Annotated in this window: 20 protein-coding genes; 7 read left to right on the top strand and 13 right to left on the bottom strand. The window is 70.6% G+C overall.

Translation table 11 applies throughout. The features are described 5' to 3' along the window. Nucleotides 1–94: 94 nt before the first annotated feature. The gene (locus K338_RS26585; RefSeq protein ID WP_022918119.1) at nucleotides 95–373 is read left to right on the top strand and encodes a PIN domain-containing protein; all 279 of its coding nucleotides are present in this window, start codon (nucleotides 95–97) and stop codon (nucleotides 371–373) included. Nucleotides 374–575: 202 nt separating this feature from the next. Here K338_RS26585 and K338_RS0110430 read toward each other — a convergent pair whose 3' ends face one another. The 4 genes from K338_RS0110430 to K338_RS0110420 are packed head-to-tail and all read right to left on the bottom strand — an operon-like array spanning nucleotide 576 to nucleotide 4,343. Then, nucleotides 576–1,757 (bottom strand): glycosyltransferase, encoded by a 1,182-nt coding sequence (locus K338_RS0110430; RefSeq protein WP_022918118.1) that lies wholly within the window; start codon nucleotides 1,755–1,757, stop codon nucleotides 576–578. 4 nt (nucleotides 1,758–1,761) lie between these two features. Next, nucleotides 1,762–2,223, bottom strand: a complete 462-nt coding sequence (locus K338_RS26425; RefSeq protein ID WP_281166615.1) for a YibE/F family protein — start codon at nucleotides 2,221–2,223, stop codon at nucleotides 1,762–1,764. Further along, nucleotides 2,186–2,950, bottom strand: coding sequence for a YibE/F family protein (locus tag K338_RS26420; protein ID WP_281166614.1), 765 nt, complete (start codon nucleotides 2,948–2,950; stop codon nucleotides 2,186–2,188). Before K338_RS26420 ends, K338_RS26425 begins: the two co-directional genes overlap by 38 nt. Before the next feature lie 4 nt (nucleotides 2,951–2,954). Continuing rightward, on the bottom strand, nucleotides 2,955–4,343 hold the full coding sequence (locus tag K338_RS0110420) for a glycine--tRNA ligase (RefSeq protein WP_022918117.1): 1,389 nt from the start codon (nucleotides 4,341–4,343) through the stop codon (nucleotides 2,955–2,957). 251 nt (nucleotides 4,344–4,594) lie between these two features. On the opposite strand from K338_RS0110420, the gene K338_RS0110415 reads away from it, so the two are divergent. The 5 genes from K338_RS0110415 to K338_RS0110395 all read left to right on the top strand — a co-directional run bounded on the left by K338_RS0110415 (nucleotide 4,595) and on the right by K338_RS0110395 (nucleotide 8,350). Continuing rightward, on the top strand, nucleotides 4,595–5,560 hold the full coding sequence (locus K338_RS0110415; RefSeq protein ID WP_022918116.1) for a metal ABC transporter substrate-binding protein: 966 nt from the start codon (nucleotides 4,595–4,597) through the stop codon (nucleotides 5,558–5,560). Next, nucleotides 5,557–6,375 carry a metal ABC transporter ATP-binding protein gene (locus tag K338_RS0110410; protein ID WP_022918115.1) on the top strand — a complete coding sequence of 273 codons (819 nt, stop codon included), beginning with the start codon at nucleotides 5,557–5,559 and terminating at the stop codon, nucleotides 6,373–6,375. The genes K338_RS0110415 and K338_RS0110410 overlap by 4 nt, the downstream gene beginning before the upstream one ends. Continuing rightward, entirely contained in the window at nucleotides 6,372–7,313 is a 942-nt protein-coding gene (locus tag K338_RS0110405) for a metal ABC transporter permease (protein WP_022918114.1), read from the top strand. Before K338_RS0110410 ends, K338_RS0110405 begins: the two co-directional genes overlap by 4 nt. Beyond that, complete coding sequence (locus tag K338_RS0110400) at nucleotides 7,310–7,690, top strand: Fur family transcriptional regulator (RefSeq protein ID WP_040653534.1); 381 nt, start codon at nucleotides 7,310–7,312, stop codon at nucleotides 7,688–7,690. Before K338_RS0110405 ends, K338_RS0110400 begins: the two co-directional genes overlap by 4 nt. A 135-nt stretch (nucleotides 7,691–7,825) precedes the next feature. Further along, a complete protein-coding gene (locus K338_RS0110395) occupies nucleotides 7,826–8,350 on the top strand; it encodes a DedA family protein (protein ID WP_027286701.1) in 525 nt (174 codons plus the stop codon). A gap of 8 nt (nucleotides 8,351–8,358) precedes the next feature. Here the strand turns inward: K338_RS0110395 and K338_RS0110390 are convergent, their stop codons facing one another. Continuing rightward, the gene (locus tag K338_RS0110390) at nucleotides 8,359–9,159 is read right to left on the bottom strand and encodes an isoprenyl transferase (protein WP_027286700.1); all 801 of its coding nucleotides are present in this window, start codon (nucleotides 9,157–9,159) and stop codon (nucleotides 8,359–8,361) included. Further along, nucleotides 9,156–9,887 carry a DNA repair protein RecO gene (recO, locus tag K338_RS0110385; RefSeq protein WP_022918110.1) on the bottom strand — a complete coding sequence of 244 codons (732 nt, stop codon included), beginning with the start codon at nucleotides 9,885–9,887 and terminating at the stop codon, nucleotides 9,156–9,158. The genes K338_RS0110390 and recO overlap by 4 nt, the downstream gene beginning before the upstream one ends. Nucleotides 9,888–10,752: 865 nt before the next feature. Between recO and K338_RS0110380 the strand changes: the two genes are divergently transcribed. Continuing rightward, entirely contained in the window at nucleotides 10,753–12,189 is a 1,437-nt protein-coding gene (locus K338_RS0110380; RefSeq protein ID WP_157612353.1) for an MFS transporter, read from the top strand. 304 nt (nucleotides 12,190–12,493) lie between these two features. Here K338_RS0110380 and leuA read toward each other — a convergent pair whose 3' ends face one another. From leuA to K338_RS0110345, 7 genes are all read right to left on the bottom strand, one after another. After that, the gene (gene leuA, locus K338_RS0110375; RefSeq protein WP_022918108.1) at nucleotides 12,494–14,245 is read right to left on the bottom strand and encodes a 2-isopropylmalate synthase; all 1,752 of its coding nucleotides are present in this window, start codon (nucleotides 14,243–14,245) and stop codon (nucleotides 12,494–12,496) included. A 135-nt stretch (nucleotides 14,246–14,380) separates the two neighbouring features. After that, the gene (locus K338_RS0110370) at nucleotides 14,381–15,658 is read right to left on the bottom strand and encodes an FHA domain-containing protein (RefSeq protein ID WP_022918107.1); all 1,278 of its coding nucleotides are present in this window, start codon (nucleotides 15,656–15,658) and stop codon (nucleotides 14,381–14,383) included. Nucleotides 15,659–15,670: 12 nt separating this feature from the next. Beyond that, nucleotides 15,671–16,987: a nickel-dependent putative hexonate epimerase gene (locus K338_RS0110365; protein ID WP_022918106.1), complete on the bottom strand. Its 1,317-nt coding sequence runs from the start codon at nucleotides 16,985–16,987 to the stop codon at nucleotides 15,671–15,673. A 72-nt stretch (nucleotides 16,988–17,059) separates the two neighbouring features. Next, on the bottom strand, nucleotides 17,060–17,935 hold the full coding sequence (locus K338_RS0110360; protein WP_022918105.1) for a YbaB/EbfC family nucleoid-associated protein: 876 nt from the start codon (nucleotides 17,933–17,935) through the stop codon (nucleotides 17,060–17,062). Nucleotides 17,936–18,060: 125 nt separating this feature from the next. Continuing rightward, nucleotides 18,061–20,331: a transglutaminase-like domain-containing protein gene (locus K338_RS0110355; RefSeq protein ID WP_157612351.1), complete on the bottom strand. Its 2,271-nt coding sequence runs from the start codon at nucleotides 20,329–20,331 to the stop codon at nucleotides 18,061–18,063. 13 nt (nucleotides 20,332–20,344) lie between these two features. Further along, nucleotides 20,345–21,604, bottom strand: coding sequence for a DUF58 domain-containing protein (locus tag K338_RS0110350; RefSeq protein WP_022918104.1), 1,260 nt, complete (start codon nucleotides 21,602–21,604; stop codon nucleotides 20,345–20,347). After that, a complete protein-coding gene (locus tag K338_RS0110345; protein ID WP_051154755.1) occupies nucleotides 21,601–22,611 on the bottom strand; it encodes an AAA family ATPase in 1,011 nt (336 codons plus the stop codon). Before K338_RS0110345 ends, K338_RS0110350 begins: the two co-directional genes overlap by 4 nt. Nucleotides 22,612–22,619: the final 8 nt, after the last annotated feature.

Here is a 22,619-nt window from a genome sequence, read left to right as displayed (position 1 = left end):
TCGAGCAGCGCATCGCCGTTGGTGAGGACGTGGGTGGCGTTGACATCCCCGAGGTCGCGGACGAACCTGCGACCGCCGCCGACTTCACCGCTCGATGATCATTCTCGACACCAACGTCATCTCCGAGCTGATGCGGGGTCCGCACGCTTCTGCGCACGTCCTGGCGTGGGTGCGGAGTCTCCCGGAGCAACCGGTCACCACAGTCATCAACCGCGCAGAGGTCCTGGCCGGCTTGAGGATCTTGCCTCCGGGGCGCTGGCGCGACCGTCTGTCAGATGTTGCTGTCCGCGCTCTGGACACGTTGGGGGTCTGCCTTCCGCTCGTGCCCGAGTGTGCGGTAGACCCGTGGGGGTTGACTATCCCGTCACGGTGAACCCGTGGCCGACCACCCGCACCCTGCGCCCCGCCCGGGCGCGGCCGCGGCGGCGTCCGGTGGCGGTGTAGGCGCTGCCGTCGCCACGGGCCAACGGATCCGAACCATTCGTGCCACATCCCTCCGCGGGGGTGACCTTGTGGTTGCAAACGGCGCCGATCGCAACCACAAGGTCACCCCCGTTGCCCTGCAGCACGCCGAGTCAGCCGCGCCCGAGCAGCCTGCGGTAGGACGCCAGCGTGCGGCGGGCCATCAGCGCCCAGGTGTGTGCCCGCGCGTGCTCCAGCCCACCGACGCCGAGGCGGCGGACCTGGTCCGGGTCGCGGAGCAGACCGGTGACCGCCTCGGCCCAGTCCTGCGGGTCGCGGCTGTCCAGCACCAGGCCGGTCTCGCCGTGCCGGACCGCTTCGACCAGCCCGCCGGCGGCGGAGGCGACCACCGGCACCCCGCAGGCAGCGGCCTCCAGCGCGGTCAGACCGTAGGTCTCCGAGTGCGAGGGGTTGAGGAAGAGCCGGGCACCGGCCATCAGCCGAGCCAGCTCGTCCCGGTCCCGGGCACCCACGAACCGGACCCGCTCCCCCAGGCCCCGGTCGGCCACCAGGTGGTGCAGCTCGGTGACGTAGTCCTCGAACCCGCTGGTCGCGCCACCGCAGACGATCAGCTCTCCGACCAGCGCGGGATCGATCCGGGCGAAGGTCTCGATCGCCAGGTCGGCCCCCTTGAGCGGTTCCAACCGGGCGGCCATCAGCAGGTAACCAGGCCCGCCCTGCTCGGCCCGCTGGGGGTGGAACTGGCGGGTGTCCACTCCGGGCGGGATCACCTCGACCCGGGCGGGATCGGCGCCGAGCCGGTCGACGATGGTGTCTCGCTCGGCAGTACTGACCGCGTGCAGCGCGTCGGCGCGGCGTGCCAGTGCCTGCTCGGCGGCGAGCCGCCCCGGTGACTCCGGCCGCTCGCCGGCACTGAGCGGGGTGTGCGGGGCCGCGGCGATGCTGTGCAGGGACTGCACCAGCGGCGCACCCCAGTCGGCGGCCGCCTGCCGCGCCGCCAGGCCGGAGTACCAGTGGTGGGCGTGCACCAGGTCGTAGCCCGGCAGGCCGCGCAGCGCCGCGGCGAACTCGGGCACCAAGCTTTCGTGGGCGTTCTTCGCCAGCACCCGCGGCGGTCCGGCGTCCAGGTGCCGGAGCCGCACTCCTGGGTCCAGCTCGATGCTGTCCGGCGCCTGGGGGTCGGTGCGCCGGGTGAGGATCTCGACGGCGCAGCCCAGGCGGGCGAGCTCATCGCTGAGCTGGCGGATCACCACGTTCATCCCGCCCACGTCACCTGCCCCGGGCGAGGCACCTGGGGAGGTGTGCAGGCTGATCATCGCGACGCGCACAGACACCGCGTCAGTCTACGGACGCCGCCTGCTCCGGGGCCGACCGGTCCACCCGTCGGGCACCGCCTCGGGTGCGCACCAGCACGGCGGCCAGGGCGGTGGTCGCGGGGATGGCCAGCACCAGCCCGATCGAGGAGACCAGGGTGCGCACCACCTCCTCGGCGATCTCTCCGGCGGTGAGGGTGGCGCCCAGGGACCGGTCGTAGAGCATCACCAGCATGAGGGTGGGCAGCGCGGCGCCCACATAGGCAAAGGCAAGGGTGTACACGGTCGAGGCGATGTGGTCCCGGCCGATCCGCATCGCCCGGGAGAACAGCCGCCGGCGCGGTGCCCGAGGACTCTCCGCGTGCAGCTCCCACACGGCCGAGGCCTGGGTGATGGTCACGTCGTTGAGCGCACCGAGGCCGGCGATCACGATCCCGCAGAGCAGCAGCTCACGCAGCCCCACCCCGGGCAGCATGGCGTTCATCATGATCGAGGCGTCCGAGCTGCCCCCCGGACAGCTCGGCGGCACCGGTCGCCCAGGAGGCCAGGAACGTGGTCACCGCAAGGCCGACGAACGTGCCGAGCAACGCCGTCGTGGTCCGGACCGAGATGCCGTGGGCGAGGTAGACCGCGATGAACATCATCGCGCTCGCCCCCACCAGGGTCACCGGTAGCGGCGGGCCCCCGGCCATCAGCGCCGGCAGCAGGAAGGCCACCACGATGCCCATCGAGGCAACCAGGCCGACGATCGCCATCAGCCCGCGCACCCGAGCCACGGCCAGCACCACCAGCACGTAGACCGCGGTGAGCAGCACGAGCGGCACATCGCGCACGAAGTCGACGAACACGTACGGGCTGCCCGAGCCCATCGCGGTGGCGGTGAAGAACACCCGGATGCTGTCGCCAGGGTCCACGCCGGCAGCCATGATCTCCGGCGGCACCTGCACCGGCACCACCTCGCCCGACCCGTCCGCCAGCTCGGCGCGCACCTCCTTGCCGGTCTCCCCGGTAACCTCCACGACCTCCGCGGTCACGAACTGGGCACCGGCGAACGGGTCCGGCTGGGAGCCCACCGGGGTGTCTCCGCGCGGCCAGAGCACGGCCAGTCCGATCAGCGTGGCCAGCAGCAGCGGCACGGTGATGGCGGCCAGCACGCGCCGGGCCCGACGCGCAGGTCCGGCGGCCAGCTCCACCTGGCCGTGGCCGTGACTCACCCGGTCATGCCCCGATCAGACGTGCCCCCAGGTAGGCGCCCACCTGGTCCAGGGCCACCCGCTCCTGGGCCATCGAGTCCCGCTCCCGGATGGTGACCGCCTGGTCCTCCAGGGAGTCGAAGTCGACAGTCACGCAGTACGGGGTGCCGACCTCGTCCTGGCGACGGTACCGGCGGCCGATCGCGCCGGCGTCGTCGAAGTCCACGTTCCAGCTCTTCCGCAGCTCGGCGGCCAGGTCGCGGGCGACCGGGGAGAGCTTCTCGTTCCGGGACAGCGGCAGCACCGCAGCCTTCACCGGGGCCAGCCGGTGGTCCAGGCGCAGCACGGTGCGCTTGTCCACCCCGCCCTTGGCGTTCGGTGCCTCGTCCTCGGCGTAGGCCTCCACCAGGAACGCCATCAGCGAGCGGGTCAGCCCCGCGGCGGGTTCGATCACGTAGGGCACCCAGCGTTCCCCGGTGGCCTGGTCGAAGTAGGACAGCTCCTGCCCGGAGTGCTTGGTGTGCGTGGACAGGTCGAAGTCGGTCCGGTTGGCGATGCCCTCCAGCTCACCCCACTCGCTGCCGGAGAACCCGAACCGGTACTCGATGTCCACCGTCCGCTTGGAGTAGTGGGAGAGCTTCTCGGTCGGGTGCTCGTAGTGGCGCAGGTTCTCCCTGGCGATACCCAGGTCCACGTACCAGTCGGTGCGGTTGTCGATCCAGTACTGGTGCCACTCCTCGTCGGTGCCCGGCTCGACGAAGAACTCCATCTCCATCTGCTCGAACTCGCGGGTGCGGAAGATGAAGTTGCCTGGCGTGATCTCGTTCCGGAAGGACTTGCCGATCTGGCCGATGCCGAAGGGCGGCTTCTTCCGCCCTGCGCTCATCACGTTCGCGAAGTTCACGAAGATGCCCTGCGCGGTCTCCGGGCGCAGGTAGTGCAGACCGGACTCGTCCTCGAGCACGCCGAGGTAGGTCTTCAGCATCATGTTGAAGTCCCGAGGCTCGGTCCACTGGCCACGGGTGCCGCAGTTCGGGCAGGCGATCTCGGCCAGCCCGCCCTCGGGGGCACGCCCCTTGCGCTCCTCGAACTCCTCGATCATCTGGTCCTCGCGGAACCGCTTGTGGCAGGACAGGCACTCGGTGAGCGGGTCGCTGAACACACCCACGTGCCCGGAGGCGACCCAGACCTGCTTGGGCAGGATCACCGAGGAGTCGATCCCGACCACGTCCTCACGGCCGCGCACCATCTGCTGCCACCACTGCCGCTTGATGTTCTCCTTCAGCTCCACACCCAGTGGGCCGTAGTCCCACGCGGAGCGGGTACCGCCGTAGATCTCCCCGGACGGGAACACGAATCCCCGACGCTTGGCGAGGTTGACGACGGAATCGAGACGCGACGGCTCCTTGGCCACTTCATACACTCCTGGGTCGGCGGGCCCGCACCTGGCTGGTCCGGGCGAGACGTGCGCACCAGGCTACCGGTCGCCCGACGTGCCTCTGCCCACTGCCAGCCGCCCTGCACGCACGTCTGAGGCCGTGGGTGCTGACTGAGGTACGCCGCGCCTGCCTCAGACACCCTCTGGCACCTCAGATCGTCGACTCGGGGCGGGCCAAGACAGCGCCAAGTTGACATCGACCCTTACCTGGATTGAGAATCGTTCCCATGAAGCGTAGCGGGCGGACCTGGGGGCTACTGAGTGCTGCCCTCGTATCCGCCCTGGCCCTGGCCGGCTGCACCGCCGGACACGCCAGCACCGGCGAGGTGCGCGTGGTGGCCTCCTTCTACCCGCTGCAGTTCGTCGCCGAGCAGGTGGGCGGCGACGAGGTAGACGTCGAGAACCTCACCCCCGCCGGGGCCGAGCCACACGACCTGGAGCTGACCACCCGGGACGTGCTCGTGCTGGAGGAGGCAGACGCGGTGCTCACCCTCTCCGGGTTCCAACCGGCGCTGGACGACGCCCTCGCCGAGATCCGCGGCCCGCAGGTGGTGGACACCGTCGCAGAGGAGGATCCACACCTGGGCACAGCCGACCCCGAGGGCGCAGCCGAGAACCACGCAGGCCACAGCCACGACGAGCACGCCCATGCCCACGACGACGGCCACGGTCACCTGGGCACCGACCCACACTTCTGGCTCGACCCCACGCGGCTCGCTGCGACCGCCGACCAGGTGGCCACCGCCCTCTCCGCGATCGACCCCGCGAACGCCACCACCTACGCCGCGAACGCCGCACAGCTGCAGGCGGAGCTGGGCGAGCTGGACGCCGAGTTCCACGACCAGCTCTCCAGCTGCGACCAACACGTGATCGTCGTCAGCCACGAGGCCTTCGGCTACCTGGCCGACCGGTACGGCTTCGAACAGGTCGGCGTCGCCGGCCTGGACCCGGAGAGCGAGCCCTCCCCGGCACGGATGCAGCAGATCGCGCAGGTGATCCGCACCGAGGGGGTACGCACCATTTTCACCGAGACCTTGCTCAGTCCGGACGTCGCCGAGGCGCTCGCCGACGAGCTCGACATCACCGTGCAGCGCCTCGACCCGCTGGAGAGCCTCACCGACCCGGGCGCCGACTACCTCAGCGTTATGCGCAGCAACCTGACCGCCCTCACCTCCGCCCTGGAGTGCGCATGAACGCCTCGAACCCCGCCGCCGCCCGCCCCGCCCCGGGCACGCCTGTGATCCAGGCCGAGCACCTCTCGGTGGCCTATGACTCCGCCCGGGTGCTGTCCGATGTGGACCTGACCATCCGGTCCGGAGAGGCAGTGGCGCTGCTCGGGGCCAATGGCTCCGGCAAGTCCACGCTGATGCGCACCCTGCTCGGCATCATCCCCGCGACCGCCGGGCAGGCGCGTATCTTCGGCACCCCGGTGAGCAAGGGCCGGGCGGTGCCGTGGGAGCGGATCGGGTACGTGCCCCAGCGGGTGGCCGCCCCGTCCGGTGTTCCGGCCACCGCTGTGGAGGTGGTGCTCACCGGCCTGCTGAACCGCCGCACGCTCCGCCTGCACCGGGGCGCCCGCCCTCGTGCCCTGGCCGCACTGGAAGCAGTGGACCTGGCCGGGAAGGCGCACACTGCACTGCAGCACCTCTCCGGCGGACAGCAGCAGCGGGTCGCGATCGCCCGAGCACTGGTGCGTCAGCCCGACCTGCTGCTGCTGGACGAGCCGATGGCCGGGGTGGACACGCCCACCCAGAACACGCTGGTCGAGCTGCTCAGTCAGTTGCACCACGACGGGATGACCATCGTGGTGGTGCTGCACGAGGTTGCCGGGATGTCGGCGATCCTGCAGCGAGCCGTGGTGCTGCGGCATGGCCGTATCGTGCACGACGGCGCCCCTCCCCTGGCCGCAGACGCACACGCGGGCTTGGGTCACCAGCACCTGCACGCCGACCACGGCGAGGAACAGACCCTTGCCGAGGAGCACCTGATGCAACGGAGCCTGCCATGAACGCCTGGTGGGAGCTGATGTCCACGGCCCTGTCCTCCCCGTTGCTGCAGCGCAGCCTGCTCACCGCCCTGGTGGTCGGGGTGAGCGCCCCAGTGGTGGGCACCTACCTGGTGCAACGGCGCCTGTCCCTGCTCGGCGACGGGGTCGGCCACGTGGCCCTGACCGGCGTGGCGATGGGTTGGCTCGTCGGGGCCCGGACCCATGCCGAACCCAACGATGCCTACGCAGTCCTGGGCGCCGTCGTCGCCGCGGTGATCGGCGCGATCCTGATCGACGTGGTCAGCGCCCGGGGCAGGACCAGCGGGGACGTGGCCCTGGCGCTGCTCTTCTACGGCGGCATCGCCGGCGGCGTGGTGCTGATCGGCGTGGCCGGCGGCACGAACGCGAACCTGATGGGCTACCTGTTCGGTTCCTTGGCGACCGTCTCCCCCAGCGAGCTGGTCACGACCATGGTGGGTGCCGCCGTCATCCTCGTGGTGGGTCTGGGTGGGCGGACCGTGCTGTTCGCGGTGAGCCAGGACGAGGAGTTCGCCCGCTCAGCCGGGCTGCCGGTGCGGGTGGTGAACCTGGCGATCGCCGTGGTGGCAGCGCTGACCGTGACGATCGCGATGCGGGTGGTGGGGCTGCTGCTGGTCAGTGCCCTGATGATCGTCCCGGTGGCGATCGCCCAGCAGCTGACCAGCTCGTTCCGGCGCACGATGACCCTGGCGATGGGCCTGGGCGCCCTGCTGTGCGTGGGCGGGTTGCTGATCACCTTCACCCAGCCGCTCGCTCCGGGGGCGACCATCGTGGTGCTCGCAGTGACCGTCTACGCTGGAGTGGCCATCGTCCGCACCGTCGTCCGGCCCCGCCGGCGGCACCAGCACGCCGACCCGCACCCGGATGTCCCGGACGACGTCAGTCTTTCCGAGCAGGAGGTAGGCCAGTGCAACGCATGACCCGCCAGCGGACCGCGGTGGCGGAGCTGTTGGACGGGACCGATGACTTCCGCAGCGCCCAGCAGCTGCACGAGATGCTCCGGGACCGTGGTGAGGAGATCGGCCTGGCCACCGTGTACCGGACCATGCAGGTCCTCGCCGAACGCGGTGAGGTGGACGTGCTGCGCGCCGCCGACGGCGAGTCCCTGTATCGCAAGTGCCTCACCCGGCACCACCATCACCACCTGGTCTGCCGGGAGTGCGGGGCCACAGTGGAGCTGGATGCCGCCACTGTGGAGAACTGGGCAGCGCGGATGGGCGCCGAGCACGGGTTCACCGGCGTGGAGCACACTGTGGAGCTGTTCGGCACCTGCGCGGAGTGCGCCGCCAAGGAGTGATCACGCGCGGGCGGCCGCGCCCCCTCGCTGGGTGACCGGAGCCACTTCAGCAACACTGATGTTGCGATAACATGGTTGCGGGTCAGCCCCCAGGTGCTGCGCGCCCGGTAACTGCAAGCGATGGACGGAGACGGCGTGCCCGATTTTCTCAGCAGCCTTCCGTTCGCGGTGGCGCTGACCGCCCTCAGTGTGGGCGGCTGGCTGCGTGGGCAGCTGATGTACTGGATCGGGCGCATCCCCACCGACCAGGCGCTGCGGCGCACCAACCCGACCGGGCGGCTGGGCCGGGTGCACGCCTGGCTCGCCGGTGGCGGCGCCGATGCCGGCATCGAGGCGATCCGCCGCTGGGGCCTGCTGATCGTGCCGGTCTGCTACCTGACCGTGGGTTTCCAGTCGATGGTGCAGACCGGTGCCGGGGTGCTGCGGATCACCTGGTGGAAGTACGCCCTCGCGCAGGTTCCCGGGGCGATCGCGTGGGGGCTGATCTATGCCTCCATCGGGTTCGCCGTGTGGGAGGCTGCGCTGGCGGCGGCTGCCGGCAGTCCGCTGGGGATCGCCGTGATCGTGGTGCTGGTGCTCGGCGCAGTGGCAGGCGTGGTGCTGGTGCGCCGGCGGCGCAGCCGGGCAGCGGCCGAGCAGGTGCCCGCCGAGGTGCACTGAGCCGCAGGTCAGCGGGCGGCGGGCCGGTCCTGGGCTCCGCCGTACCTGCGGTCCCGGCTGGCGTAGATCTCGGCGGCGGCCCACAGGTCCCGGCGGTCGCAGTCCGGCCAGTGCTTGTCCAGGAAGACCATCTCGGCGTAGGCGGACTGCCAGATGAGGAAGTTGGAGGTGCGCTGCTCCCCGGAGGTGCGCAGGAACAGGTCCACGTCCGGCATGTCCGGCTCGTCCAGGTGCCGGGCGAGGGTGCGTTCGGTGATCCGGTCGGGGTCCAGCCGCCCGGCGGCGACCTCGCGGCCGATCGCCCGGACCGCGTCGGTGATCTCCGCCCGGCCGCCGTAGTTGACGCACATGGTCAGCGTGCAGGTGGAGTTGCCGGCGGTGAGCCGTTCGGCCTCCTCCAGCTCGGTGATCACCGAGCGCCACAGGCGGGGACGGCGACCGGCCCAGCGCACCCGCACCCCCCAGTCGTTCATCTCGTCCCGGCGGCGGCGCAGCACGTCCCGGTTGAAGCCCATCAGGTAGCGCACCTCAGAGGGTGACCGCTTCCAGTTCTCGGTGGAGAAGGCGTAGGCGCTGATGTGGCTGATGCCCAGCTCGATGGCACCGGCCACCACGTCCAGCAGCACCGCTTCCCCGGCGGCGTGCCCCTGGTTGCGGGTGAGTCCGCGGGCGTTGGCCCACCGGCCGTTGCCGTCCATCACGATCGCCACGTGTCGGGGTACCAGCTCGGCAGGGATCGCCGGCGGGCGGGCGCCGGAGGGATGTGGTGGGGGCGCGACCGGGTGGTGCTGGTGTGCGGCTGGTCTCACGCCCGCTCCACCAGCCGCAACGAGCGCAGCTGACGCTCCAGGTGCCACTGGGTGTAGACGGCCACCAGCCCGGAGGCCTCGGTGCGGTGCCGGTCCTCGCTGGCCTCGGCCAGCGGCCAGTCCCCCGCGAGCAGCGCACCGAGCAGGGTGAACGTCTCCGGGGCGGGCGCTGCCGAACCGGGCGGGCGGCAGTCCCCACAGACCGCACCGCCCAGCGCCGGCGCGAACGCCCGGTGCGGACCCGGGGCGGAGCACCGGGCACACTCGGTGAACGACGGGGCCCAGCCGCCGATCGCCAGCGCGCGCAGCAGGTAGGAGTCCAGGATCAGGGTGGCCGGGTGGCGCTGCTCGGCGAGCGCGGCAAGCGCGCCGGAGAGCAGCAGGTACTGCTGGGTGGCCGGTTCGCCAGGGATCTCGGTGAGCCGCCCGGCGGTCTCCACCATGGCGGTGGCAGTGGTGTAGCGGGCATAGTCCCCGCCCAGCGGGCGACCGTGCGGAGCGAGGGTCTCCACCTGGGTGATCACGTCCAGGTTCCGGCCGGCGTAGAGCTGCACGTCGATCACGCTGAACGGTTCCAGCCGGGCGCCGAACTTCGAGCTGGTGCGGCGCACCCCCTTGGCCACCCCGCGCACCTGCCCATAGCGGCGGGTCAGCAACGTGACGATCCGGTCGGCCTCACCCAGCTTGTGGGTGCGCAGCACGATCGCCTCGTCCCGGTAGAGCTTCACCTTCCCATTGTCACCTATCGGACCGACAAGCCCCCTGCAGACGCGCGGTGTCTCCGGTGACGGCGCCGCGAAACGTCAGCGGAGTGGTGCCGTGCCCGAGAGATTCATCCGGTGATGAATGGCCCCGCCACCGCACCTCTGGCCAGATGGGGCTGATCCTGACTCAGCCAGCCGACAGATCTGGGGCAGTGACAACCCGACGACGTCACTCTGGTCGTGCCCGACGTCGCTGTGCCGAACGATCTGAGAAGTACAGCACGGTGAGTATCGCCCCGCCGCCGATGGCGCACGGCAACAGTACGGTACGAACAGCCTCAAGCAGCGAACTGGCCGTTACCGCCACAACAGCGAAGTTGGTCAGCGTTAGCGCTGCAGTACCAAGCGCCGCTTGCCGAAGCTTGTACAATCCGACCAACCACCTATTCGCCTCAATCAGAACATGCACCCGATACTTGTTGGAAAAGCCAACGGACTATAGGTGGCCCACCGCAGCTCCAACCTCTGACCGGATGGACAGACTCCTCCGCGTTCATTCAGATACGCGTGAGCCGCTGCCAACGCGGCCGTAGCAGCAGCGCAGCCAATCAACGCGGTCGAACCGCAGACCCACCATGGGCAACCTCGTCGGCGACGCTACCCCCGACTGTAGGCCTTGAAGCTCACAGTCAACCATTCCGGCATGCCGTCAAGCTCCCCATGATCCGACCCCATTCGCTCGGAGACGGCCCCAACGCCGCTCACTATTTGAGTGTGTACCCCGATGAGGCGATCCGCTGACGAATAGTGGTCCGTATGAGCCGTGACGGCGGCGGAGGCGCCAGGGGTGTGTCCGGACATTGCCGACAGCAGCGGCCAGGAAGCCGGGGTGAGAGAATGGGCCACCGTGACCAGCCACTTCTCCCGCATCGAGGATGCGGCCCGCCGCTCCGCCTGGTTGGTCTGGCTGCTCGCGGTCGGCGTGTACTTCTTCGGCATGGTGCACCGCACCTCGCTCGGGGTGGCCGGCCCGCAGGCGGTGGCCCGGTGGGACATCTCCGCCACCGAGCTGGGCAGCTTCATCATGGTCCAGCTCGGCCTGTACGCCGCCATGCAGGTACCCGCCGGACTGGCCATCGACCGGTTCGGCCCACGGCGGGTGCTGCTGGTGGCGACCGTGGTGATGGGCACGGCGCAGCTGGTGTTCGCCGTCGCCACCTCCTACCCGGTGGCGCTGCTGGCCCGGGCGCTGCTCGGGGTGGGCGATGCCATGGTGTTCATCGCCGTGCTCCGCCTGGTGGCTGGCTGGTTCCCGCGGCGGCGCTACGCGGTGCTGACGATGGCGACCGGGCTGGTCGGCATGCTCGGCAACTTTGCCGCGACCGTGCCGCTGGTGCTCGCGCTGGGCGCTCTTGGCTGGACGAAGACGTTCCTGATCACCGGTGGCATCTCCGTGGCTTATGCGCTGCTGCTGCTCCGCCCGGCGGTCGCTGCTCCGTTCCGCACCGACACGGGTGAGGAGGACGGGTCGGCGAGCGCGACCGGCTCGCGCCGCGACCCGGACCAGACCGCCGCCAGCACCGCCGCCGGCGTCACCCGCCCCGCCCGGCCGACCGGCACGATGCGCGTGGCTTGGGCCCGCCGGGAGACCCGGTTGGCGTTCTGGTTGCACCAGGGCACGATGACGGCGGGCACCGTGGTGTCCCTGGTGTGGGGGTACCCCTACCTGACCGAGGGGCTGGGGTACGACGACGCCGCCGCTGCGTCGCTGCTGTCGGTGTACGTGCTCGGCAACCTCCTCTCCAGCCTGGTGATCGGTCCGTTGGCCGGCCGCCGCCCGGAGTGGCGCACCGCGATGGGTCTCGCTGTGGCCCTGATCTGCATCCTGGGTATCGGCACGCTGGTGCTCTGGCCTGGTGGCCGGCCACCGACTGTGGTCATCGGCCTGGTGCTGGCGCTGCTGGCCACCGGGGTGCCTGGTTCGCAGATCGGGTTCCACCTGGCGCGGGACTACAACAGCCCTCGGACGATGGCCACCGCCACCGGGCTGGTGAATGCGGGCGGGTTCCTGGGGTCGATGGTGGTGGCGATCGTCGTCGGCGTCGTGCTCGACCTGAGTGCAGGTGGCGCTCCCGCCGCCCTGGGCGACTACCGGTGGGCACTGGGGGTGATCGCCGTGGCCGGGTTGTTCTCCACGACGGCGATGGTGCTGGTGCTGCTCGGTGCCCGGGCTCGGTCGCTGGCGCGGCTGGCCTCAGGAGAGCAAGTGCTGATAGCGGTGACCGAGCGGCCCTGGGACCGCCTCTGGCGCCGCCTCTCCCCCTGACCCACCCCCCTCGCGAACGCTCCCCTCCGCGGCTGCTGAACCGATTCAGGTCGCGAACCAGAGCGTTCGCGAACCCTGGGAGTGACAAGGGCGCCGCCGGAGCCGGGTGGCTCCGTGCGGCGCCCTTGTTCGATGGTCACGGGAGGGCCGGGTCGCGACCCTCCGCGCCGCCACCGAACGCCCGCGGCCGAAGGGATGGTCGACCAAGCGGGAGCTAGTCCCCACCACCCCATCGCGAACGCTCGCCTTCGCGGCTGCTGAACCGATTCACACCGCAAACCAGAGCGTTCGCGAACTGGGGGGGTTAGCGGACGGCGCGGTTTACCGCGGAGATGATCGCCTTGAAGGAGGCGGTGGTGATCGACGGGTCGATACCCACGCCCCAGATCACCTGGTCGCGGACCTCGCACTCCACGTAGGCAGCAGCGGCCGCGTCCCCGCCCTCGGACAGCGCGTGCTCGGCATAGTCCAGCACGGCGACCTGCACGCCCAGCTGCTCGAGCGCGTCAGTGAACGCCGCCACCGGGCCGTTGCCGCGGGCCTGCACCGTGTGCTCGGTGCCCTGGTCGACGATGGTGGCGGTGAGCACGTCGTCACTGCCGTCCCCGGCGGAGGCCACCTGGGTGGCGTGCAGCTGGAACCGGCCCCACGGGGTGAGCCCGTTGTCGCTGGTGGCCGGCAGGTACTCGTCGGCGAAGATCTCCCACAGCCGCTCGGCGCTCATCTCGCCGCCGTAGGCGTCGGTGTGCCGCTGCACGGTGCGGGAGAACTCGATCTGCAGCCGGCGGGGCAGGTCCAGGTTCCGGGTGGAGGCGAGCAGGTAGGCCACCCCGCCCTTGCCGGACTGGGAGTTCACCCGGATCACAGCTTCGTAGTTGCGTCCGACGTCGCGGGGGTCGACCGGCAGGTAGGGCACGTTCCAGACCACGTCCGCCTCGTCGCCACCGGCCTCGGCCACCCGCTGCTCACGCACGGTGAAGCCCTTCTTGATCGCGTCCTGGTGGGAGCCGGAGAACGCGGTGTACACCAGGTCGCCGCCGTAGGGGTGGCGCGGGTGCACATCCATCTGGGTGCAGTGCTCCACGGTGCGGCGCACCTCGTCGATGTCGGAGAAGTCGATGCCCGGGTCCACGCCCTGGGTGTACAGGTTCATCCCCAGGGTGACGAGGTCGACGTTGCCGGTGCGCTCGCCCTGGCCGAACAGGCAGCCCTCGATCCGGTCGGCTCCGGCCATCACGGCCAGCTCGGCGGCGGCCACGGCGGTGCCCCGGTCGTTGTGCGGGTGCACCGACAGCGCCACGTGCTCGCGGCGGGTGAGGTTGCGGCTCATCCACTCGATCTGGTCGGCGTACACGTTCGGGGTGGCGCGCTCTACGGTGGCCGGCAGGTTGAGGATGATCTCGCGTCCGTCCTCCGGGCCCCACACGTCCATCACCGCCTCGCAGACCTCCAGCGCGTAGTCCAGCTCGGTGTCGATGAAGATCTCCGGGGAGTACTCGTAGCCGAAGATGGTGTCGTCGTCGAGGATCTTCTCCGCGTGGTCCATCACGTGCTGGGTACCGGCGGTAGCCAGCTCCTTGGTGGCGTCCTTGTCGTTGCGGAACACGATCTCGCGGAACACCGGAGCAGTGGCGTTGTACAGATGAACGGTGGCGCGGTGGGCGCCGACCACCGAGCGAACCGTGCGTTCGATCAGCTCGTCACGGGCCTGGGTGAGCACCGAGATGGTGACGTCCTCGGGAATCGCGTCGTCGGTGATGATCGAGCGGACGAAGTCGAAGTCTGTCTGGGAGGCGGAGGGGAACCCGACCTCGATCTCCTTGTAGCCCATCTTCACCAGGAGGTCGAACATGGTGCGCTTGCGGACCGGGTCCATCGGCTCGATCAGGGCCTGGTTGCCGTCCCGCAGGTCGGTGGACAGCCACCGCGGGGCCTTGGTGATCTCCTTGCTCGGCCAGGTGCGGTCGGTCATCAGCGTGGAGATGTCGGTGGGCATCGCCTCGTGGAACGAGACGTACTTGGAGACCGGCATTCCGTAGGGGGTGCGCTTCGTCATCGGATGTCCTTCATCGTGTGGTCGGCTATGGCCGGGCACCACCACTCCGCGACGAGGATCCGGCCTGCTAGGCCTCGTCGCGGCAGCGAAGGAGGAGGTTGACGCTCATGCGCATGCTGGCCACCGTACCACCGATCAGCTGGCCGCCTCTATCTGCACCGTCGACGTGCCGAGCAGGAGCCGGTCACCGGCTGCGAGCAGCACCTCCTGCCAGGGGGTGAGCGTCTCGTGGTTGCCGTCACGGACCAGCACCGACCCGTTCGTCGATGCCCGGTCGGTCACCCAGCCCTGGGCGCCCTCCAGCCGGATCGCCAGGTGCGTCTTGGACACCGCAGCGTCCTCGACCGCGACCACTGCGGCCACCTGCTCACCGGCACGCCCGGCGGGCGACCGCCCGAGCAGGGTGAGCCCCTCGGCGGCGATGGTGCGTCCATCGGCCAGCACTGCGCGCAGCGCGGTGGTCATCGGCTCCGCGGTGGGGCGGGCCTCGGCGGGCAGGTCGCCGACCTTTCGGGTCTCGGCCCACTGCTCCTCGGCCGACGATCCGGGTGCTGACGGGGGCACCGGCTGCTCCACGGGCACCGGCTGCTCCATGGTCGCCGGCGGCTGCCAGCCCGCTGCACCCGTGGGAGCCCCCGCACCTGCCGGTGCGCTGGTGGCCAGGTCCAACCCCCCGGGTGCCGTCGCACCGCCGGCTCCGCTCGACATGCCACCACCGGGCTGAGGAGCGTACTGCTGCTGGGAGGCAGCGGCCTGTGCCGCTGGTGCGGCTCTCCTGGTCCGGGGTCGACGGCGGACGGCCAGTCCCGCTCGGACCGCACCACTGCCTGCGGCCAGTCCGCTCGCCATGGCGATCACCGCAGCGAACCACGCCCACAACGTCTGACCGGCTTCGTCCGGTGCCCCGCCCGCGGTCAGGGGCAGATCGAGGTTGAGCACGTCGGTGCGGACCAGCACCACGGCGAGGCCGCTGAGCAGGGCGAGCAGCGCGAGCACCAGCCGCACCATCACGGCAGGGGTGAGCACCTTGCCCACCCCGGGTCCGCCGTCGTCGGCCCGGGCCGCGCTCCAGGTGCGCAACGCACCGACCAGCCGGGTGCCGGTCAGCAGCACATACCCGGCGCCCACCAGAGCGGCCAGCAGCAGGACCACTCCCCCGACCATGGTGAGCACGGCGACCAGACCGCCAGGACCGCTCAGGTCTCCTGCGCCTCGGCCGAGCAGGAACGCCCCGCCGAGGGCCACGACGGTGACCAGCACACCGCAGACGGTGCGCAACCAGGAGGCGTAGGCGCTGGCGAGGTGCCCCATCGCCTCACGGCGGGTGCGCTTCATCGTCCAGGTGTCCTGCCACCGTGCCCGACCCGCGGGGGCGGACAGATAGGCGGCGGCCTCGCCGATGAGATCGAGCATCCTGGCTCCTGGTCAGTGGTGCTGTTCGTGCCCGGCGCGGGCCTCGAGCCGGGCCCGGGTGGACCACAGACCTGCAGACGGGGTGGAGATGAAGTAGATGCGTTCGCCGTCGGGCAGCGTGTTCCAGCCGTCGTCGAGCTGCTCTGGATCGTACCGCCGCAGCGCCTCGTCCAGGTCCAGGTACTCATAGCCCACAGACTCGATCTCCTCGCGGGTGAGGCCGCCGGGGGCGTAGGTGATGGTGAAGCGGCCCTCTGGGCTGCCGTGCACCAGGTGCGCGGTGGCGTGCGGGATCGCCTGCATGTCCGCCTCGGTGGCGTACCGGCTGAGCACCTCGTCCTTGCTCAGGTAGCCGTACTTGCGGATCAGTGCGTCCACCTCAGGCTGCTCCCCGAACCGCTCCACCCCTGGGGCGATGATCACCAGCTCGCCACCGTCGGCCATCGCCATCCGGGTGCGGTACACCGCCTTGTTCGCCACCCAGGTGGCGCGGAACTCGTCGGCCTGCATCACCGCGACGATCTTGTCCACCGGCTCCTCGAACGCGGTGATGTTCTGCGCCATCGAGGCGCGTGCGGCGCTGTAGTAGGTGTCCAGGTCGTCGCCCACGTACACGCCGGTGTGCGCGAGGGTGCCGTCCTCGCGGTAGTCCATCACCACCTGCAGGTACACGTCCGGCAGGTCAGCCAGGAAGTGCTCCTCGGCGTAGTTGAAGCACGCCCGCACCGGGGTGAGCAGGTTGCCGAGGTTGTTCTCGATGCCGTACACGGCCGAGGCCATGTGTGCAGCGCCGAGGGTGCGCTTGCCGCCGAGGCCGATGAAGTAGTTCTTGTTGTGGTTGGCGAAGCCGAGCACCTCGTGCGGCACGATGTGGCCCACGTTGATGATCAGGTCCCAGTCCTGCCTCATCACCATGGTGTTCAGGTCGATCGGCATCTCCCAGTCCACGGCCCCGCCCGTGCGTTCGGCCACGTATTCGGCCGGCACAGTGCCCACGTGGGTGACCCCGTCCTTCCAGTCGTGGGCGTGGATCCGTTCCTCGGGGATGGTGCCGAACATCCACCGGTTGTCCTCCGGGGTGTGCGGCACGTGCTGGCCCAGGGTGGGGATCACGTGCACCTCGGCACCCGCCTGGTCGAGCTGGTGGTAGAGGTACTCGGTGATCCAGCCGACCCCCGCGTGTGCCCGGGTGATGTCCGGCGGCAGCAGCAGCACCCGGCGGTAGGTCTCGATGCCGAGCCGTTCCTTCGCCTCGGTGAGCAGCTGGTCACACGCCTGCTCGAGCTGCCCGCGCTCCAGCCAACGGCCTTCCTGAGAGAACCACACCATAGATGTCACCCTAGACGCAGGCGGGTACACCAAGACATCAGTTGTCGGTTGTTGTCGACCGGTCGGCCGCTGCTAGCGACCGCCAGCCAGCCCGGGACCGGCGACGGTGACGAAGTCCGTGACCGCACCTAGCGCCACGCCCAGGCCTTCTGGGATCCCCAGCAGCGACCGTGCCCGCCGGACGGCGACGTCCAGCCCGCCGGTGAGCCGTACCTGGCTCTCGGGCGCACCGGCTCCGGAGTGCAGCAGCGGTTCGGTGACCTCGCGGAGCATGCCCAGCACCGTCTGGGCGCCACTGACCACGAGGGTGATGTCCAACCAGGCAGGTGCGGCATCGATCGCCACCGACAGGTCGCCGAATGCCGCCACCACCTGCTCGCGCAGCCGCCGCGCGTCGGCCGGTGCACCAGCGCCCCGGTCGGCCGCAGCGGGCGCTGCCCCTTCGGTGCCCGCAGCATGCGGTCCTGCACCTGTGGCCCGGTGCAGCGCGGCACGTACCTCGGCGGCGACCTGCCCGTCGGAGAGGTCCGGGTCGATACCGCTCAGGTCCGGGTCCGGTCCGAGGAGCCGTGGCCCATCGGGGGCTTCGGTCTGCGCTCGCAGGACCATCGGCACCCAGCCGCGAGCCCCGAGGCTCTCCCGTAGTGCACCGCACCAGTCGGCGAGGCGGGAGCCGTGTGCCGCGCGGTGCGCCTCGGTCACCGCCGCCGGGAGCCCCTGCTCGTCCACCAGCTCCCGCCAGTCGGGATCGAGGTGCACCGCCTCGACGTTCCCGTCGGCACCGAGCACGATCTCGACCGCACCCTCACCGTCCTGACCATTGATCGTCCGGGCGATCGCGTGCTCTGCTCGGTCCAGGTGCCTGCGGATCTCCTGGACGCGGGTCTTCGCGCGCTCCAGCTGCTGCAGCAGCTGCGTCCCGTCCGCGCCCACCAGCTCGGCTGCCACCGGCCCTCCTCACTCTTGCTTACTCGTCGAGCCTAGGCAGCACCCTGCGCAGGGTCGACGGGGAGGACTCCCCATCGTCTGCCCATCCTCGGCTCAGGACGGGGTCCCTTCGCTACCGCCCGGCCTCAGCGCTTCCTGCGCCGCAGCGACCGGGTGGAGATCCGCGCGCGCATCCGGCGGCGCCACGGCATGCCCGCGGCCACCCGGGAGGCAGCGCGTCGGATGGCCGCCCAGTAGGTGGTCACGTGCTCCTCGGCGGGCTGCTCCGGTGCGAACACGGCACGGTCTGCCTCGCGTGCCAGGGTGAGCACATCGGCACCGTCGACCTGGGCGTCCACCTGGGTGGCGAGCTCGCTGCGGGTGGTCCCGGACGGGGTGGCCACACCGAGGTCACGCAGCGAGTCGATCACCTCGTCCCAGCCGCCGGTGATCCGGTCGACGGTGTCCCCGCGGGTGCGTCGGCGCCGGCGGCGCAACCCCTTGATCGCCAGGATCAGCAACAGCGGGCTGAGCAGGACCAGCAACGAACCCGAGCCGATCCCCGCGATGAGCACCCACCGGTTGTAGTACGGGAGCTTGTCGATGGTCTTGTTGTCTACCTCGGCGTCGTCACGGTCCTGCGGCGGCACCTCAGCTGGCTCCTCCGGCGGTGGCGGCGGCTGCAGCACCTGCGGCTGGGGGCGGTCTGCGGGGTCAGGGTCCTCCGCCTGCGGGATCTGGTCCTCGGGCGGGGTCGGGAAGAACGGCACCCAGCCGACGCCCTCGAACGGCACCTCGACCCAGGCGATCACGTCCTCACCGGTGAGCGTCACCGTGCCCCCGGAGGTCACGTCGAAGCCGAGCACCACCCGGGCGGGGTACCCCAGTGCCCGCACCATCAGCGCCATCGCCGCAGCGTACTGTTCCTCGTCCCCGACGATCTGCTCGGCGTCGAGCATCTCCTGCAACCGGGCGGACCCGTGCCCGGGACGGGAGGGCACCTCCCCTTCCAGACCGTGGGAGAAGAAGCCGTAGCTGCTCAGCGACTCGGCGATCGCCTCGATCTTGGCGTAGGGAGAGTTCGCGTCTGCGGAGTACCGTCCGGCCAGCGAACCGATCGCGTCGGGCACGTCTCGTGGCTCGGGCAAGGTGATGTTGGCCACGGCCAGCTCGGTGACGTTCTCCGGGACCACCTGCGCGGCCGGGTCGGCCACCAGCTCGAAGCCGTCTCCCTCGCTGAGGCGGGCGGTGGTCAGCCCGGTGTCGGTGGCCTGGTTGTAGTAGAACGTGTCGCTCAGGTCGGCGGCATCGGCCCCGGAGAAGTTCACATCGACCGTGCCGCCGGCGTTCAGCACCCACACGTCGTCATAACCGGAGACGTGCACGTCCACGGCGTAGGCGTCGTCAGGGACCTCCACCTCGACCCGTTCCCCGATCCGCCGGAACACTCCCGACCCGGGAACGTTCTCCCCGGTCACCGACCAGACCAGCCCGTCATAGCTGTCCAGCGCGGCCAGCCGCAGCAGCGTCTCGTCCTGCGGCAGCCCGGACACGGTGAACAGGTCGACGTCGGCGAGCTCGTCGGCATAGTTCCGGAACCCGGCCAGGGGGCTGGGCAGGTCCTGCGGGTCCGGCGGCGGCTCTACGTAGTCACGCAGCACCACACGTTGCGAGGTGGGCGCGGCGAACACCGAAGCACCGGTCCCACCCAGGGCAGCGACCGCGAGCACGATGGTGACCGCGAGCACCCGGTTCAGCTCCAGGCGGTCGGCACGCCAGGCGACCCAGGTGACCGCGACCACCACAGCCAGCACACCGAGCACACCGGCGAGCACGGACAGGTACGTGCCGAACAGGATCGAGGCCATCAGCACCACCGCAGGCAGCGCCAGGCTGAGGCTGTACAGCCGGCGGGTGCGCAGCGAGATGGTCACCGCGACCACGGCGGCCACGAACGTGAACAGGTACGGCAGCAGCAGCACGACACCGCCTGCGCCCAGCGGCGGAGCCACGGTCAGCACGTGCTTCCACACTGTCACCATGCCCACGCCCATGAGCTGCCACGTGGTGGGCGTGGGGATCACCCCGAGCACCGCCGTCGACGGGGCCGCCAGTGCCCCGAAGAGGAAGAACACGATCACGGTCACCGAGATCATGGTCACGGCACCGAGACGGTAGGCGGCGCCGGCCACGGCGATACCGCCGCCGAGCACCAGTCCGCCGACCACTGCCGCGTACAGCGCCGGGTCCAGGTAGACCGCGTGCAGCGGTGCGATCGCCATGCCGATCAGGAGCACCGGTACGACGGCGTTGAGCACGTTGCGCAGGCTGGCCCACCGGGCCAGCGGGGTCAGCCAGCTGCGGGCCTGCACGCGTCGTTCGCGACGAGAGGCGGGTGCTGCGGCGTCGGCACTCATGGGCTACCCCGCATCATGCCTTGAGCCTTCGGAAGCCGCGGGGCAGGTCCTCGAGGTTGCCCAGCTCGAGCACGGTGACGGCGCCGAGCCGGTGGGCGCGCACCTGGGCGCCGATGCGGCACTGGATTGCCAGCGCCCGAACCCCGGCGGGCAGCACGGCACCGGCAGCACGGATCTGGTGCGGCGTCACTGTGGACCCGCAGGCGATGATCGCGACTGTGGCACGCATCGCGTCCCGGGTGACCGCCCGGGCCAGGTCCACCACCCCTTCGCTCATCTTCCGGCTCTCCAGCCGGGTGAGGTCGTCCAGCAACGGGCGCGGGCCGAGGGTGACGATCTCCCGGCGCTGGGTGAGGGCGGTGAGCTCGGACTCGGTGCCGAGCGTGTGCAGGCCGAGCGACCCCACAGCGGAGATGGCCAGCTCGAACTCGTCTGGGTCGCCGTAGTCGCGGTCGTTCACCGACAGGGCGGTGACCAGGTGGGTGCGGCGGGTCTCCTCGAACTGACGCACCATCAGCTCCCCCACCCGGGCGGAGGAGCGCCAGTGCACGTACCGGCGGTCATCACCCGGTACGTACTCGCGCAGGGCATGGAAGGACAGGTCCGCGTTGGTCACCTCGCGGGAGACCTGACCCTCCAGGTCGTGCAGGAACCCGGCCGAGGAGGAACCCAGCCGGATCGTGCGCGGGTGCACGTACAGGTCTTCCGGGTCGGTCCACTGCACCGCCCGGCGGATCAGCCCGAACGGGTCGCCACGCACGGAGCGGACCGGGCCGACCTGGAGCACCCCGCGGCGTTCGGTGGGGATCGCGAACAGCTCGTCGTGCTCGGCTCCCGGGTCCAGCCCGGGGAGGGCGAACTTCGCGGTGACCGGGCCGACGGGGAGCTCCAGCCGGGCGGGCAGCACGTGCGAGGTGCCTACGTTGCGTACGTCGATCCCACCCATCGCACGCTCGCCGACCACCACACGCCCCTCGCGCAGGCGCAGGTTCACCGCGTACGGGTGCCGGCCGATGGCGAAGAACGCGCAGCCCAGGAGCACCGCGAGCAGACCGGCACCGACCACGACCAGTTCCACCCAGCCGCCCAGTGCGCCGACCACCCAGGCGATGACGCCCAGGCCGAGCACGATCCAGGCCGCTCGCGTGATCCAGGTGAGCACCGACGTGGTGCGCCGGATCGGGTCGCGCAGCCCGGCGACGGCCCGGGTGAGGCCGTCGCCGATGCTGGGGCCGGTGTCGATGCGCCGGCGCGTCTCAGGCGGGGTGCTCATGCTCCGGGGGTCTGCCCCCGCTGCGCGGGCGGCGGCACCTCGGAGACGATCCGGGAGAGCACTGTGGCCGGGTCCGCGCCCTCGAACTCCGCCTCGGCGTCCAGCACCATGCGGTGGGCCAGGACGGGCTCGGCCAGCTCCTTCACGTCGTCCGGGATCACGTAGTGCCGGCCGTTCGCGGCCGCCCAGGTCTTGGCGCAGCGGACCAGGGAGAGAGCACCACGCACGGAGACACCGAGGGCGATCTCGGGAGCCTCGCGGGTGGCTTCGGCCAGGCTGGAGATGTAGGCGAGGACGGCGGGGTCCACGTGCACCGCGCCAGCGAGGTTGGCCATGTCCACCACGGCGGAAGCGGTGATCACCGGGGACAGCGCCGCAGTACGGTCGCGGACCGCGGCACCGCTGAGGATCTCCACAGTGGCGGCCTGGTCCGGGTACCCGAGCGAGGTGCGCATCAGGAACCGGTCCAGCTGCGCCTCGGGCAACCGGTAGGTACCGGCCTGCTCGACCGGGTTCTGGGTGGCGAGCACGATGAACGGGCCGGGGACGGAGTGCGGTTTGCCGTCGATGGTGACGCGCCCCTCCTCCATCACCTCCAGCAGCGCCGACTGGGTCTTCGGCGAGGCACGGTTGATCTCGTCTGCGAGCACCACGGAGGCGAAGATCGGGCCCGCGTGGAACTCGAACTGCTGGCTCTTCTGGTCGTAGATCGTCACACCGGTCACGTCCGAGGGCAGCAGGTCGGGCGTGAACTGGATCCGGGAGTGGCTGGCCTGCACGGTGGCGGCCACAGCGCGAGCCAACGAGGTCTTCCCGGTGCCCGGGAAGTCCTCCAACAGCAGGTGACCGCCGGTCAGCAGGCAGGTCAGGGTCAGCCGTACCACGTGCGACTTGCCGAGCACTGCAGCGGACACGTTGGCGACCAGCCGGTCGAACGTGTCGGCGAACCAGGCCGCCTGGTCGGGGGTCACCGGGGCCTGCTGCCCCGTCAGAGGTGCTGCTGTCATGAGTGCCT

This window comes from Ruania albidiflava DSM 18029 (assembly GCF_000421225.1).
GTDB classification, from domain to species: Bacteria; Actinomycetota; Actinomycetes; order Actinomycetales; family Beutenbergiaceae; genus Ruania; species Ruania albidiflava.
This window is presented reverse-complemented; position numbering and strand designations above follow the sequence as displayed.

What these genes read in the sequence shown, in the direction of transcription:
- K338_RS26585 (WP_022918119.1), top strand. Translation starts at nt 95, where the DNA reads ATGATCATTCTCGACACCAACGTCATCTCCGAGCTGATGCGGGGTCCG.
- K338_RS26425 (WP_281166615.1), bottom strand. Translation starts at nt 2,223, where the DNA reads ATGATGAACGCCATGCTGCCCGGGGTGGGGCTGCGTGAGCTGCTGCTC.
- K338_RS0110415 (WP_022918116.1), top strand. Translation starts at nt 4,595, where the DNA reads ATGAAGCGTAGCGGGCGGACCTGGGGGCTACTGAGTGCTGCCCTCGTA.
- K338_RS0110410 (WP_022918115.1), top strand. Translation starts at nt 5,557, where the DNA reads ATGAACGCCTCGAACCCCGCCGCCGCCCGCCCCGCCCCGGGCACGCCT.
- K338_RS0110405 (WP_022918114.1), top strand. Translation starts at nt 6,372, where the DNA reads ATGAACGCCTGGTGGGAGCTGATGTCCACGGCCCTGTCCTCCCCGTTG.
- K338_RS0110400 (WP_040653534.1), top strand. Translation starts at nt 7,310, where the DNA reads ATGACCCGCCAGCGGACCGCGGTGGCGGAGCTGTTGGACGGGACCGAT.
- leuA (WP_022918108.1), bottom strand. Translation starts at nt 14,245, where the DNA reads ATGACGAAGCGCACCCCCTACGGAATGCCGGTCTCCAAGTACGTCTCG.
- K338_RS0110370 (WP_022918107.1), bottom strand. Translation starts at nt 15,658, where the DNA reads ATGCTCGATCTCATCGGCGAGGCCGCCGCCTATCTGTCCGCCCCCGCG.
- K338_RS0110365 (WP_022918106.1), bottom strand. Translation starts at nt 16,987, where the DNA reads ATGGTGTGGTTCTCTCAGGAAGGCCGTTGGCTGGAGCGCGGGCAGCTC.
- K338_RS0110355 (WP_157612351.1), bottom strand. Translation starts at nt 20,331, where the DNA reads ATGAGTGCCGACGCCGCAGCACCCGCCTCTCGTCGCGAACGACGCGTG.
- K338_RS0110350 (WP_022918104.1), bottom strand. Translation starts at nt 21,604, where the DNA reads ATGAGCACCCCGCCTGAGACGCGCCGGCGCATCGACACCGGCCCCAGC.
- K338_RS0110345 (WP_051154755.1), bottom strand. Translation starts at nt 22,611, where the DNA reads ATGACAGCAGCACCTCTGACGGGGCAGCAGGCCCCGGTGACCCCCGAC.